A 13786-nucleotide genomic window follows, 5' to 3' on the forward strand; every position below is an offset into this window, starting at 1 on the left:
CGTCGCCAGACCGCGACGCGGCCGGCGGCTCCGTGACAGGGAGTCGTCCGAAGGTCCCACCGGACCCGGCCCGGCGACCGCGGCAGGCGACGCAGCGTTCCCAGTGACGCACCGCGGAGGGTGTCGCCGCCACACGAAGGCTTAGCGTCGCGTGCACCCGCCCGCCGGGGTCGCGGCGTCCGACACGCCCGACCGCCAGGTCGGGTCGAGGAGCAGCACATGGCTGACGACGAGCTCCAGACCGGGTCCGGACCCGAGGAGACCGCCGGGGAGGACGCCTCCGAGCGCCCGACCCGCAAGACCGCGGCGAAGAAGACCGCCGCCAAGAAGGCCCCGGCCAAGAAGGCCACCGCGAAGAAGGCGACGGCCAAGAAGACCGCCGCGAAGAGGACGACGGCCAAGAAGGCCGCCGCCGAGGAGCCGGCCGCTCCCGAAGGCGCAGCGCCCGAGACCGCCCCGGCGGCCGCCGAGGCTGCGGAGCCCGAAGCGCCCGCCGCCGAGTCGCCGGCACCGGCCAAGCGCGCCCGCAAGGCGCCCGCGAAGAAGACCTCCGCGCGCACCACGAAGAAGGCGGCCGCGGCTGCGGCGGACGAGCCCGACCAGCCCGCGCTGCCCGGCACCGACGCCGTGCCGCCGGCGGAGGCCGAGCCCGTCGAGCGACCCGCGGTCGCCCCGCTCTTCCAGGCGCCGGCCGCCAAGGCACCCGCCCGCCGGCGCACGCGCAAGACCGCAGAGCCCGCTCCCGCCGACCCGGCCGCAGCCGACCAGGCGGCCACCGCGGAGACCGCTCCCGGTGACGCCACCGCGTCCGAGGCCGGGTCCGACAACGGGCCCGAGACCGCCCCGGTCGTCCGGTCCACCCGCACGCGCAAGACCAGCAGCCGCCGCTCGGCAGCTGCCGCCGAGCAGACGGGGGAGCAGGCGGAGCCGGCAGCGCCCGCCGAGGACGAGGCCGGAGCGGACGCCCAGACCACGACCGAGCCGACGGCCCGGCAGTCGACGGGCCGCCAGCGGTCCGCGCGCAAGTCCGCGGCGGCCCCGGCCGACGAGCAGGACCGCGACGGCGAGGACCAGGACAGCCAGGACGACCAGGACCAGGACGAGCAGGAACAGGACCAGGACGACCAGTCCGGCGAGGGCACCGGCAGCGGCCGCCGCCGGCGTCGTCGCGGTGGCCGCCGGCGCCGCAAGTCCGGAGGCTCCGGCGAGGGCGAGGACTCCGCGTCCGGCACGGAGACCTCCGACGACAGCGAGCCCGCCGACGCTGATGGCGACCCGGCCGCGTCCACGGACGCGGGCGACAAGGGCGATGCCGGCGACCAGGCCGGCGGCCAGGCCGGCGAGAACGGCGACAGCGCCGAGGGCGAGGGCAGCTCGCGCCGCCGCCGGCGGCGGCGCCGCGCCGGGGACAACGGCGACGGTGGCGACGGCGACCAGTCGGGCGGCTCCGGCGGCACGAGCCGGGCCCGCAAGCCCCGCTCCGCCGAGGACGAGATCACCGCGGTCTCCGGTTCGACCCGCCTCGAGGCGAAGAAGCAGCGCCGCCGGGAGGGCCGGGAGGCCGGACGCCGGCGGGCGCCGATCGTCAGCGAGGCCGAGTTCCTGGCCCGCCGCGAGTCGGTCGACCGGGTCATGGTCGTGCGACAGCGCGGCGACCTGACCCAGATCGGCGTGCTGGAGGACAAGGTCCTCGTCGAGCACTACGTGGCCCGCGAGTCGCAGACCTCGCTGATCGGCAACGTCTACCTCGGCCGCGTGCAGAACGTGCTGCCCTCCATGGAGGCGGCGTTCATCGACATCGGCAAGGGCCGCAACGCGGTGCTCTACGCCGGCGAGGTGAACTGGTCCGCCTTGGGCCACAAGGAGGGCCAGCCCCGCAAGATCGAGTCGGTGCTCAGCTCGGGCCAGTCGGTGCTCGTGCAGGTCACCAAGGACCCGATCGGCCACAAGGGCGCCCGGCTCACCAGCCAGGTCAGCCTCGCCGGCCGGTTCCTGGTCTACGTCCCCGACGGCACCACCAGCGGGATCTCCCGCAAGCTGCCCGACACCGAGCGCTCGCGGCTGAAGTCGCTGCTCAAGGAGATCGTCCCCGACACCGCGGGCGTGATCGTCCGCACCGCCGCGGAGGGTGCCAGCGAGGACGAGCTGACCCGCGACGTCGAGCGGCTCAAGGCCCGTTGGGAGGACATCGAGAAGAAGTCCAAGGGCAGCTCGCCGCAGCTGCTCTACGGCGAGCCGGACCTCACCCTCAAGGTCGTGCGGGACCTGTTCACCGAGGACTTCAGCAAGCTGGTCATCCAGGGCGACGAAGCGTGGGAGACCGTCGAGGGCTACGTCGAGCACGTCGCCCCCGACCTCAAGGACCGCCTCGAGCGCTACACGCCCGAGGATGGGCGCGACATCTTCGCGACCTACCGCATCGACGAGCAGATCGCCAAGGGCCTCGACCGCAAGGTGTGGCTGCCCTCCGGCGGCTCGCTGGTGATCGACCGCACCGAGGCGATGACCGTCGTCGACGTGAACACCGGCAAGTTCACCGGGTCGGGCGGCAACCTCGAGGAGACCGTCACCAAGAACAACCTCGAGGCGGCCGAGGAGATCGTGCGCCAGCTGCGGCTGCGCGACATCGGCGGCATCATCGTCGTCGACTTCATCGACATGGTGCTCGAGTCCAACCGTGACCTGGTGCTGCGACGCCTGGTCGAGTGCCTCGGCCGCGACCGCACCCGCCACCAGGTGGCGGAGGTGACCTCGCTCGGCCTGGTCCAGATGACCCGCAAGCGGATCGGCACCGGCCTGCTCGAGGCGTTCAGCGAGACCTGCGAGCACTGCGGCGGGCGTGGCCTGACCCTGCACGACATGCCGGTCGAGCCGCGCAAGTCCGACGACGACCGCCGCGGCGGCTCGAGCAGTCGTGGACGCGGCAGGGGCCGGAAGGGATCCGACGACGGCGAGCGCGGGCAGGAGCAGGGCCGGAGCGCGCCCAAGCCGCCCCCGTCGCCCAAGGACATCGCGGCGATGGCCAAGCCCCCGGTCGACGAGCCGGCCGTCTCGGAGGTCACCGCCGCCGAGGCCACCGAGGAGCCGTCCGAGGTCGCACCGCGGCGGGCCCTGGCCTCGGTCGAGACCACGCCCGAGATGGCGCCGGAGCCGGAGGTCGCTCCGCTGGACGCCGAGGCGACACCCGAGGCGCCCCGGGTGGTGACCCGCACCCGGCGCCGGTCGGCGAGCCGACCGGCCGAGCCCGAGGTGGTCGCCCCCGAGGAGGCTGCGCCCGAGGCGTCCGCTCCGGCCGCGTCCGCTGAGGCCGCGGAGCCGGAGGCAGCCGCGGAGCCGGCCTCGCCCGAGCCGCCGCGGGTGGTGACCCGCACCCGGCGCCGGTCGGCGAGCCGACCGGCCGAGCCCGCGGGCACCGCCGAGCCGGTGGTGGTCGAGCCCCAGGACGTGCCCACCGCCACCGACGCCGGCTCTCTGCCGGCGGAGACCGTCGCAGCCGGGCAGACCGAGGCGGTGGCGCCCGATCCGCCGCGCGTGGTCACCCGCACCCGGCGCCGGGCGGCCAGCCGCCCCGCCGAGGCCCCGGCCGCCGTGGAGCCCGCGCCTGCCGCCGCGCCGGAGGCGTCCGCGCCCGACCCGGCACCGGCCGAGCCGATGCCCGAGCCGGCCACCGACGTGAGCGTGCCCGAGCCGCCGCGCGTGGTGACCCGCACCCGCCGGCGGGCCGCCAGTCGGCCCGCCGGACCGCCGGCCGCGGAGACCGACGCTGCGGTCGGGCAGGGCACCCCGGAGTCGCCGTCCGACGACGCGGAGGGCGACCAGACGGCGGTCGAGCATGTGCCGGTGAAGAAGAAGGGCACCCGCAAGCGGTGACCGGTTCGGGTCCGGCCGGGGTCGTTTTGCCCTCTCCGGACCCGAGCCGTAGTATTGATCTTCGGTGCGCTCCGGCGCGCCTTCTCTGTGCGGCTCCGCCCGACGCCCCCGGTCAACCTCCGATCGAGGTCGTGCTCTGCCCGGCAGGCGCCCCAGACCCCCAGCAAGAAGCACGCAGAAGCAGCAACGACGAAGGAGACCGCGGTGTACGCGATCGTGCGCGCAGGCGCCAAGCAGCAGAAGGTGGCCGTCGGCGACGTCATCGAGATCGACAAGGTCGCGACGGCGGTCGGTGAGTCCGTGACGCTGCCCGTGGTCATGCTCGTCGACGGCGAGAAGGTCACCGCGACCGGTCTCGACAAGGCGTCGGTGACCGCCGAGGTCCTCGGTGCCACCAAGGGCCCGAAGATCGTCATCCAGAAGTACAAGAACAAGACCGGCTACAAGAAGCGCCAGGGTCACCGCCAGAAGTACACCCAGGTCAAGGTCACCGACATCTCCGCCTGAGCTCGCTCACGGCACCCTTTCGCAAAGGACTGAACTGATGGCTCACAAGAAGGGCGCGGCGTCCACCAAGAACGGCCGCGACTCCAACTCGCAGCGTCTGGGCGTCAAGCGCTACGGCGGCCAGGTCGTCAACGCCGGCGAGATCATCGTCCGCCAGCGTGGCACCCACTTCCACCCGGGCAGCGGCGTCGGACGGGGTGGCGACGACACCCTGTTCGCGCTGGTTCCCGGCGCGGTCGAGTTCGGCACCCGCCGTGGCCGGCGCGTCGTCAACATCGTCCCGGGCGAGTGACCTGACGCTCGCTGCGCGACCCAGCATCCGGAGGGCGTCCCCACATCGGGGTCGCCCTCCGTGCATTTGTCGGCCTCCGGCGTGAGCTGGAGGCACCTGTCGAGCTCCACCCCGGCCGGCGCGCCGGCAGTACCATCCACCGGCCTCCGGGCCGACAGCGAGAGGCACCCACATGGCCGTCCCCACATTCGTCGACCGGGTGACGCTGCTCGTCACCGCCGGACGCGGGGGCAACGGCGTCGCGTCGGTGCACCGTGAGAAGTTCAAGCCGCTGGGCGGCCCCGACGGCGGCAACGGCGGTCCTGGCGGCTCGGTGATCCTGCGCGTCGACCCCGACGTGACCACGCTGGTCGACTACCACCACAGCCCCCACCGGCGCGCCGAGCACGGTGGCCACGGCGCCGGCGCCCACCGCAACGGCGGGCACGGCAGCGACCTGGTGCTTCCGGTGCCCTCCGGCACCGTCGTCAAGGACCCCCGCGGCGAGGTGCTCGCCGACCTGGTGGGCACCGGCACCGAGCTGGTGGTCGCCGAGGGCGGGCGCGGCGGACTCGGCAACGCGGCGCTGGCCTCGGCCAAGCGCAAGGCGCCGGGCTTCGCACTGCTCGGCGAGCCCGGTGACGAGGTCGAGATCGTGCTCGAGCTCAAGGTGGTCGCCGACATCGGCCTGGTCGGGTTCCCCAGCGCCGGCAAGTCGAGCCTGATCGCGGCGATGTCGCGGGCCCGGCCCAAGATCGCCGACTATCCGTTCACCACCCTGGTGCCCAACCTCGGTGTGGTCACCGCCGGCGACACCACGTTCACGGTCGCCGACGTGCCCGGCCTGATCGAGGGTGCCAGCGAAGGACGCGGTCTGGGCCACGACTTCCTGCGTCACATCGAGCGCTGCGCGGCGCTGGTGCACGTGATCGACACCGCCTCGATCGAGCCCGGCCGCAACCCCGCCGACGACCTCGACGTCATCGAGAACGAGCTGCACCGCTACGGTGGGCTCGACGACCGGCCGCGGCTGGTCGCCCTGAACAAGATCGACGTGCCCGACGGCCGCGACATCGCCGACATCACCATCGACGACCTGCGGGGTCGCGGGCTGCGGGTGATCCCGGTCTCGGCCGCCTCCGGCGAGGGGATGCGCGAGCTGACCTTCGCGATGGCCGAGATCGTGGCGGCCTCGCGCACCCACGTGGCCGAGGCGCCGGCCCAGCGCATCGTGCTGCGCCCTGCCGGTGTCGACGGCGGCGAGGACTTCACCGTCAAGCAGACCGGCGAGGGCTGGCGGGTCCGTGGCACCAAGCCCGAGCGCTGGGTGAGGCAGACCGACTTCAGCAACGACGAGGCCGTCGGCTTCCTCGCCGACCGGCTCAACCGGCTCGGCGTCGAGAAGCGGCTGCTCGAGCTGGGCGCCGAGGAGGGCGACACGGTGCTGATCGGCGACCCCGACAACTCGGTGGTCTTCGACTTCCGTCCCGGCCTGGACGCCGCCGCCGAGGTGCTCAGCCGGCGCGGCGAGGACAACCGCTTCGACGAGGCCCGGCCGGCCGCGCGGCGGCGCCGTGCCATCGACGAGGCCATGGGAGACCGCGCCGAGAACGAGACCCGCGCCGACGTGGCGCGCCGCCTCGACCAGCCCGAGCGCTACGGCCCCACGTCCTACGAGATCGGCGGTGCCGACGACCCTGACTGGGCCGAGGACGACCCGGGCCTGGCGAACGGCCTGGACGACGGCGTGGAGGACGGCCGCTGATGGAGCCCCGGCAGCTCGTGCTGGGCGCCCGGCGCGTCGTGGTGAAGGTTGGGTCCTCGTCGCTGACCAGCGCCGCCGGCGGCATCGACCCCGAGCGGGTCCGGGCGCTGGTCGAGGTGCTGGTCGCCGCCCGGGAGCGCGGGGCCGAGGTCGTCCTGGTCTCCTCCGGGGCGATCGCCGCCGGGCTCGCGCCGCTCGGGCTGCGCCGGCGGCCGCGGGCGCTGCCGGTGCAGCAGGCGGCCGCCTCGGTCGGCCAGGGGCTGCTGGTGCACCGCTACAACGAGGAGCTGGCCCGGCACGGCGTGGTCGCCGGGCAGGTGCTGCTCACCGTCGACGACGTGACCCGCCGCGCGCACTACCGCAACGCCTTCCAGACCCTCGCCAAGCTCCTCGACCTCGGGGTGCTCCCGATCGTCAACGAGAACGACACGGTCGCGACGTCCGAGATCCGGTTCGGCGACAACGACCGGCTGGCCGCGCTGGTCGCCCACCTGGTGCGCGCCGACCTGCTGGTGCTGCTCTCCGACGTCGACGGGCTCTACGACGCCGACCCGTCGGCCCCCGGCTCCTCGATGCTGCGCGAGGTGCGCGATGCCGACGACCTCGACGGCGTGCGCATCGGCAAGGCCGGCGCCGCGGGGGTCGGCACCGGCGGCATGCAGACCAAGGTCGAGGCAGCCCGGATCGCCACCGGCGCGGGCATCCCGGTGGTGCTCACCTCCGCCGACCAGGCCGCCGCGGCGCTGGCCGGAGAGCCGGTCGGCACCGTGTTCCACGCCACCGGGCGTCGCCGGCCCACGCGGCTGCTGTGGCTGCGCCACGCCACCGAGCCGAAGGGCGCGTTGCTGCTCGACGCCGGCGCAGTGCGTGCCGTGGTGGAGCGAAGGGCCTCTCTGCTCGCTGCCGGCGTCACCGGGGTGACCGGCACCTTCACGGCGGGCGATCCGGTCGACCTCGCCGGACCCGACGGGGTGCCGGTGGCCCGCGGACTGGTCAACTTCGACTCCGCCGAGGTGCCGACGCTCGTGGGCCGCTCGACCAAGGAGCTCAAGCGCGAGTTGGGCACCGCCTACGAGCGCGAGGTCGTGCACCGCGACGACCTCGTGCTCCTGTAGGTCCGCCGGCGTGCGCCGGGGCACGGTCGCGCTCTGGGTGCCGCTGCTCGCCCTGCTCGCGGCGGCGCTGCCGGTGACCGCCGTCCGGTTGCTCGAGCCCGAGGCAGGTCCGGCGGTCCGCCTGGTGGCGTTCACGCCCGTCGCCCTGCCGGCGTACGCCGTGGTGCTGGGGGTGGCGCTCCCGGCGCTGCTGCGGCGCCGCGGGGTTCGCTCGCCGCTGATCGTCCTGTCCCTGGTCGCGGCGCTCGGCCTCGGGCTGCACGCGTGGTGGTTCGCGCCGATGGTGCTGGGGCCCAATCCGCCGCCGTCGTCCGAGGCCGACCCCTTCGTCGTGGTGACCGCCAACATCTACGGCGGTGAGGGAGACGTCGTCGAGCTGGTCCGGCTGGTCAGCAGCGAGCGCGCCGACCTGCTCGTCGTCGCCGAGGCGAACTCCGCCACCGTGGAGCGGATGGAGAGCGCGGGTCTCGAACAGGTGCTGCCGCACCGCACCGGTGCCCCCGCCGACGGCCTGGGCGGGACCGTGGTGTTCGCACGCGAGCCGGTCACCGGCGAGAGACAGCTCGACACGCGGCTCGGCGGCTGGCGGGTCGAGGTGAGCGGGCTGACCCTGCTCGCAGTGCACCCGATGGCGCCCACCGACGAGGCGGCGTGGCGCGCGGACCACGCCACGATCCGCGCCGAGGCCAGCGCCCGCGGAGCCGACCTGGTGGTGGGCGACCTCAACGCCACGCTCGACCATGCGGTGCTGCGCCGCCTGCTCGACGTCGGCTACCGCGACGCGGCCGAGCTGGCCAACGCGGGCTGGCAGCCGACCTGGCCCGCGAACGGGCTCTTCGAGGTGCTCGGAGTGCCGCTTCCCACCCTCGCCGCCATCGACCACGTGCTCGTCGGCGAGCGGCTCGCAGTGCTCGGGACCCGGACCGTGGAGCTGGCCGGCACCGACCACCGGGTGCTGGTCGCCGAGCTCGCGGCCAAGTGAGCCCCGCCCCGGCCTCGCGCCGGGGCGCCGTACCCTGGAGGTCGCCATGACGCCCGCCACCGACCCCGCGACCTCAGCGACGAAGCCCCCGCCGGCGCGGGAGACCGTCTATCTCGACCATGCCGCCACCACCCCGGTCCGCCCGGAGGCCGTGGCGGCGATGGCCGCACACCTGCACCGGGTCGGCAACCCCAGCTCGCTGCACGCCTCCGGCCGGTGGGCGCGACGGGTGGTGGAGGAGTCCCGCGAGGCCATTGCCGGTGCGGTCGGCTGCCGTCCGGGCGAGGTGGTGTTCACCTCCGGCGGCACCGAGTCCGACAACCTGGCGGTCAAGGGCAGCTTCTGGTCCCGCCGAGACGCCGATCCCCGTCGCACCCGGGTGCTCACCTCCGCCGTCGAGCACCACGCGGTGCTCGACGCGGTGCACTGGCTGGCGGAGCGGGAGGGCGCCGACGTCGAGCTGCTGCCGGTCGACCGGCACGGTCGCCTCGACGTCTCGGCGCTGCGCGAGTCCGTCGAGCGCGACCCCGACACGGTGGCGCTGGTGACGCTGATGTGGGCCAACAACGAGGTCGGCACCCTCCAGCCGATCGACGAGGTGGTCGCGATCGCCCACGAGCACGGCATCCCGGTGCACACCGACGCCGTGCAGGCGGTCGGGGCGGTGCCGGTCGACTTCGCCGCCTCCGGGGTCGACGCGCTCACCCTCACCGGCCACAAGCTGGGCGGACCCTACGGCGTCGGCGCCCTGGTGGTGCGGCGCGAGGTCTCGCTGACCCCCCTCATCCACGGTGGCGGGCAGGAGCGCGACATCCGCAGCGGCACCCTGGCCACCCCGGCGATCGCGGGCCTGGCCGCCGCGGTCGAACTGGCGGTCGAGCAGCAGGCCGAGCACGCCGCGGCGCTCGAAGCCCTGCGCGGAGACCTCGTAGCCGGCGTCCGCCACGCCGTGCCGGACGCGGTGGTCAACGGCCACCCCGTGCACCGACTGCCCGGCAACGCCCACCTCCGGTTCCCCGGCTGCGAGGGCGACTCGCTGCTGATGCTGCTCGACGCCCGCGGCATCGAGTGCTCGACCGGCTCGGCCTGCTCGGCGGGCGTGCCGCAGGCCTCCCACGTGCTGCTGGCGATGGGGTGCACCGACACCGAGGCGCGCAGCTCGCTGCGCTTCTCGCTGGGCCGCACCAGCACCGCTGCCGACGTGGCCGCGCTCGTCGAGGCGATCGGCCCCGCGGTCGAGCGGGCGCGGGCCGCGAAGGCGCCGTGACCGGCTCGCTCCGGGTCGTCGCGGCGATGTCCGGCGGCGTCGACTCCGCGGTGGCCGCCGCGCGGGCCGTCGAGGCCGGACACGACGTGACCGGGGTCCACCTGGCGCTGTCGCGCAACCCGGCGTCCTACCGCTCCGGCGCCCGCGGCTGCTGCACGATCGAGGACAGCAACGACGCCCGCCGGGCCGCCGACGTCATCGGCATCCCCTTCTACGTCTGGGACCTCAGCGACCGGTTCCACACCGACGTGGTCGAGGACTTCATGGACGAGTACGCCGCCGGCCGCACCCCCAACCCGTGCCTGCGCTGCAACGAGAAGATCAAGTTCGCGGCGGTGCTCGACCGGGCCCTCGCGCTCGGCTTCGACGCGGTCGCCACCGGCCACTACGCGACCCTGCGCCCCGGCCCGGCCGGCGACGGCCTGGTCGAGCTCCACCGCGCCGCCGACGCCGGCAAGGACCAGTCCTACGTGCTCGGCGTGCTCGACCAGCAGCAGCTGCGGCACTCGATCTTCCCGCTCGGCGACACCCCCAAGAGCGAGGTGCGGCGCGAGGCGGCCGAGCGGGGGCTGTTGGTCGCCGACAAGCCCGACAGCCACGACATCTGCTTCGTCGCCGACGGCGACAACGCCGGGTGGCTGAAGGAGAAGCTCGGTGAGCGGGCCCCCAACACCGGCGGCGAGATCGTCGACGACGCCACCGGAGAGGTGCTCGGCCGGCACGACGGCACCGTCGGGTTCACCATCGGCCAGCGCAAGGGCCTGCGGATCGGACGGCCCGCCGCCGACGGCCGGCCGCGGTTCGTGCTCGACATCGAGCCGGTCTCCGGCGCGGTGCGGGTCGGTCCGCGCGAACGGCTCGCCGTCGACGGCCTCACCGGCATCCGGCCACGATGGTGCGGCGCCGCGCCGAGCCAGCCGCTGCACGGCACCGTCCAGCTGCGCGCCCACGGCGACGAGCACCGCGCGGTCGTGCGCGTGGTCCCCGACCCTGACGGCCCAGACGGTCCCGGCAGCCTTGGCGAGCGGGTCGACGTCGAGCTCCTCGACCCGGCGTTCGGCATCGCGCCCGGCCAGGCGGTGGTCGTCTACGACGGCACTCGCGTCGTCGGCTCCGCCACGATCTCGACCACCCGTTCGGCCACCCGCCGAGCCGACCAGGGAGTCCGCGCATGACGCTCGCGAGCGGGGTCGGCTCGATGCCCGGCGCCGACCAGCATGACTACGACGAGGCGGTGCGCGTCGTGCTCGGCGAGCTCGCCGACGAGCACGGCCTGCCGCACCTGCCCGAGGTGCCGGGCCGGGGGGCCACCGCCTCGATGACCGGCCGCAGCGTCGCGGTGCTCGCCGAGCTCGACGCCGACCTCCAACCTGCCGGCTGGCGGCTCACCGGCACCGGCGGCGCCCCCGGCGTCGACCACCGCCGCGCGCGCAGCCTGCTGGCGCAGGACCTCGACGGGCTGGAAGAGCGGGCGCAGGGGCTCACCGGCGCGTTCAAGCTGCAGGTCTCCGGCCCGTGGACCCTGGCCGCCACCGTGGAGCGCCCTCGCGGCGACCGGATCCTCGCCGACCACGGCGCCCGTCGCGACCTCGCGCACGCGCTGGCCGAGGGGCTGCGCGACCACGTCCGCGACGTGCGCCGCCGGCTACCCGGTGTGGACCGGCTGGTCGTCCAGGTCGACGAGCCCGCTCTGCCGGCTGTGCTGGGTGGCCGGGTGCCGACGGCGTCCGGCTTCTCACGCCATCGCAGCGTCGACCTGCCGGAGGCCTCCGACCTGCTCGCCGCCGTGCTGGGCGCGGTCACCGACGAGGGCGCCGAGGCATGGGTCCACTCCTGCGCGGCGGGCACGCCGCTCGGAGTGCTGCGCGGAGCAGGCGCGCAGGGACTCGCCGTCGACCTGGCCGTGCTGTCGGCCGCCGACCACGACGTCCTGGCCGAGAACCTGGAGGCGGGTGGCTCCGTGGCGCTGGGCCTGGTGCCGGCCGTCTCGGAGGCGGCCGTGCCCGACGACGGCCGGCTCACGGAGGCCGCCGTGCGCTGGCTCGACATGCTCGGCCTCGACCCCGGCGAGCTCGGCGACCGGCTGGTGCTCACCCCGTCCTGCGGCCTGGCCGGCGCCTCTGCTGCCCGCGCGGCGGGGCTGCTGCGGGCGCTGCACCGGGCTGCCGGCAACATCTCCGCCTGACCGAGCCTCGTCTCTCGGGAGGCTCCATGCTGCATCCGACGCGCCTCGTGCGCCTGATCGCGCTCGCCTGCGCCGTGGCGCTCGCGGCGACAGCCTGTGGCGACGACACCGCCGGCGACCTGCCGGCCGGTGGGGGAGACGTGCCGATCACCTCCAGGGCGGTGGCGGCCGTGGCGTTCGAGCACGTGCCGCTCACGTCCGACGCCGGAGCCACCTGGACCGGCCGTGACGATACCCCGGGCACCGTCGGGGCCGACCTGCGCTACGACGCCGACGGCGAGTACGACGGCGACCTGCTCAGCGTGGTCGTGGCGCCTGCCGATGGGGACGCCCCGGCGTGCGAGCCCGACGACCCGCAGTGTGAGGCGCGCGAGGTCGACGGCGGCACGCTGCTGCTGGCCTGGGATGAGGTCGCGCCCGAGGAGGACCCCGGCTACGTGGCGGTCGCCATGGACCGCGGCGACGAGGTCGTCTCGGTCCTCCTCGCCGGTGACGAGATCACCGGCGACCCGCGCGAGCAGGACCTGCGGTTCTCCGTGGAGACCCTCGAGGAGCTGGCCCAGGACGAGCGGCTCGGGCTCACCACCAGCCAGGCGGTCGTCGACGCGGGCGAGGAGCTCGAGGACTGGACGGGCGGCGAGCAGGACCCCACCCGCTTCGACCGGGTGCCGGCCACCGACACCGCGACCTCGCACGCCTACTTCCTGACCCGTGGCGGTTACCTCGACTACACGCAGCCGGTGCCGTCACAGGTGCGCGACGAGCTCGGACCCGGCGCGATCGGGTCGCGGTTCACCCAGGACGGTCGGCCCGCGCTGGTTGTCGACGTCCTCGTGGTCGAGGGGCGACCGGCCTGGCTGCGCGGCGACCCGTGTGCGGACGGCCGGTTCGGCTCGTGCCAGCGCGCCGGTGAGGGCCGACGGGGGCCGCTCTACCTGATGTGGCGGCCGGGCCCGGAGAGTTCCGGTGGGGTCGTGTGGGCCGTCGGGTTGCGTCGCGACGAGACCGTCGCCGTCCGGATGAGCGGGTTCGAGGTGCCGGCGTCGCTGACCGAGGTCAAGTCCGACATCGAGTGGTCGGTCATCGTCAGCCGGGTGCTCTCCAGCGGTCGCCTGGGCACCACCACGACCCGCGAGGTCGTCGACTTCGTGCTGCAGACGGAGGAGTGAGCGCCGGCATCCAACGCGCTGACGGCGGGTACCGGGTCGGGGTCACTGCACGCGAGCACGTAGGGGAGAGACCATGGCCGACCTGACCGGCAAGACCGTCGCGATCATCGCCACCGACTTCTTCGAGGAGCCCGAGCTGGTGCAGCCGCGCGACGAGCTGCGGGCCGCCGGCGCCCAGGTGCGGGTCTTCTCGAACCAGACCGACCCGATCCAGGCGGTCCAGGGCGACACCGACCCCAGCTCGAAGGTGCCCGTCGACGGCACCTTCGAGGACCTCGACGTCGCGGGCATCGACGCGCTCGTCGTGCCGGGCGGCACGGTCAACGCCGACCGGATCCGGGTGGAGGAGCACGCGCAGCGGATCGTGCGCGAGGTCGCCGAGGCCGGCAAGCCGCTGGCGGTGATCTGCCACGGCCCCTGGCTGCTGGTCTCCGCCGGCCTGGTGCGCGGTCGCCGGCTGACCAGCTATCCGAGCCTGGCCGACGACGTGCGCAACGCCGGCGGCGAGTGGGTCGACGAGGAGGTCGTCGTTGACGGCAACCTGATCACCAGCCGCAACCCCGGCGACCTGCCGGCGTTCGTGAAGGCCCTGGAGGACGCGCTGGCCTGACGGCGGGGCCAACGCAGGCCAGGGACGACGGACGAGGGGCCGCTC

11 protein-coding genes are annotated in these 13786 nt (G+C 74.8%); all 11 read left to right on the forward strand.

What is annotated here, in order from left to right; genetic code table 11:
- The first annotated feature begins 219 nt into the window (after positions 1-219).
- Positions 220-3870: an Rne/Rng family ribonuclease gene (locus D6B71_RS03335; protein WP_121252035.1), complete on the forward strand. Its 3651-nt coding sequence runs from the start codon at positions 220-222 to the stop codon at positions 3868-3870.
- A gap of 204 nt (positions 3871-4074) precedes the next feature.
- A complete protein-coding gene (rplU, locus tag D6B71_RS03340; RefSeq protein ID WP_121252037.1) occupies positions 4075-4377 on the forward strand; it encodes a 50S ribosomal protein L21 in 303 nt (100 codons plus the stop codon).
- A gap of 37 nt (positions 4378-4414) precedes the next feature.
- Positions 4415-4669, forward strand: a complete 255-nt coding sequence (gene rpmA / locus D6B71_RS03345; protein ID WP_121252039.1) for a 50S ribosomal protein L27 — start codon at positions 4415-4417, stop codon at positions 4667-4669.
- A 172-nt stretch (positions 4670-4841) separates the two neighbouring features.
- Complete coding sequence (gene obgE, locus D6B71_RS03350) at positions 4842-6413, forward strand: GTPase ObgE (protein ID WP_121252041.1); 1572 nt, start codon at positions 4842-4844, stop codon at positions 6411-6413.
- Entirely contained in the window at positions 6413-7528 is a 1116-nt protein-coding gene (gene proB, locus D6B71_RS03355) for a glutamate 5-kinase (protein ID WP_121252043.1), read from the forward strand. Before obgE ends, proB begins: the two co-directional genes overlap by 1 nt.
- A 10-nt stretch (positions 7529-7538) precedes the next feature.
- Positions 7539-8510 carry an endonuclease/exonuclease/phosphatase family protein gene (locus tag D6B71_RS03360; RefSeq protein WP_121252045.1) on the forward strand — a complete coding sequence of 324 codons (972 nt, stop codon included), beginning with the start codon at positions 7539-7541 and terminating at the stop codon, positions 8508-8510.
- Positions 8511-8556: 46 nt separating this feature from the next.
- Complete coding sequence (locus tag D6B71_RS03365) at positions 8557-9777, forward strand: cysteine desulfurase family protein (protein WP_121252047.1); 1221 nt, start codon at positions 8557-8559, stop codon at positions 9775-9777.
- Between the two features lie 26 nt (positions 9778-9803).
- Positions 9804-10952: a tRNA 2-thiouridine(34) synthase MnmA gene (gene mnmA / locus D6B71_RS03370; RefSeq protein WP_121252897.1), complete on the forward strand. Its 1149-nt coding sequence runs from the start codon at positions 9804-9806 to the stop codon at positions 10950-10952.
- The gene (locus D6B71_RS03375; RefSeq protein ID WP_121252049.1) at positions 10949-11962 is read left to right on the forward strand and encodes a uroporphyrinogen decarboxylase/cobalamine-independent methonine synthase family protein; all 1014 of its coding nucleotides are present in this window, start codon (positions 10949-10951) and stop codon (positions 11960-11962) included. The genes mnmA and D6B71_RS03375 overlap by 4 nt, the downstream gene beginning before the upstream one ends.
- A gap of 26 nt (positions 11963-11988) precedes the next feature.
- Positions 11989-13131 carry a hypothetical protein gene (locus D6B71_RS03380; protein ID WP_121252051.1) on the forward strand — a complete coding sequence of 381 codons (1143 nt, stop codon included), beginning with the start codon at positions 11989-11991 and terminating at the stop codon, positions 13129-13131.
- Positions 13132-13204: 73 nt separating this feature from the next.
- Positions 13205-13741, forward strand: a complete 537-nt coding sequence (locus tag D6B71_RS03385) for a type 1 glutamine amidotransferase domain-containing protein (RefSeq protein ID WP_121252053.1) — start codon at positions 13205-13207, stop codon at positions 13739-13741.
- The last annotated feature ends 45 nt before the right edge of the window (positions 13742-13786 follow it).

It is taken from the genome of Nocardioides ferulae, from assembly GCF_003660455.1.
Lineage (GTDB): Bacteria > Actinomycetota > Actinomycetes > Propionibacteriales > Nocardioidaceae > Nocardioides > Nocardioides ferulae.

Bases quoted from the DNA above. Each gene is read 5' to 3' on its own strand.
- D6B71_RS03335 (WP_121252035.1), top strand. From the start codon at position 220: ATGGCTGACGACGAGCTCCAGACCGGGTCCGGACCCGAGGAGACCGCC.
- rpmA (WP_121252039.1), top strand. From the start codon at position 4,415: ATGGCTCACAAGAAGGGCGCGGCGTCCACCAAGAACGGCCGCGACTCC.
- obgE (WP_121252041.1), top strand. From the start codon at position 4,842: ATGGCCGTCCCCACATTCGTCGACCGGGTGACGCTGCTCGTCACCGCC.
- proB (WP_121252043.1), top strand. From the start codon at position 6,413: ATGGAGCCCCGGCAGCTCGTGCTGGGCGCCCGGCGCGTCGTGGTGAAG.
- D6B71_RS03365 (WP_121252047.1), top strand. From the start codon at position 8,557: ATGACGCCCGCCACCGACCCCGCGACCTCAGCGACGAAGCCCCCGCCG.
- mnmA (WP_121252897.1), top strand. From the start codon at position 9,804: ATGTCCGGCGGCGTCGACTCCGCGGTGGCCGCCGCGCGGGCCGTCGAG.
- D6B71_RS03375 (WP_121252049.1), top strand. From the start codon at position 10,949: ATGACGCTCGCGAGCGGGGTCGGCTCGATGCCCGGCGCCGACCAGCAT.
- D6B71_RS03380 (WP_121252051.1), top strand. From the start codon at position 11,989: ATGCTGCATCCGACGCGCCTCGTGCGCCTGATCGCGCTCGCCTGCGCC.
- D6B71_RS03385 (WP_121252053.1), top strand. From the start codon at position 13,205: ATGGCCGACCTGACCGGCAAGACCGTCGCGATCATCGCCACCGACTTC.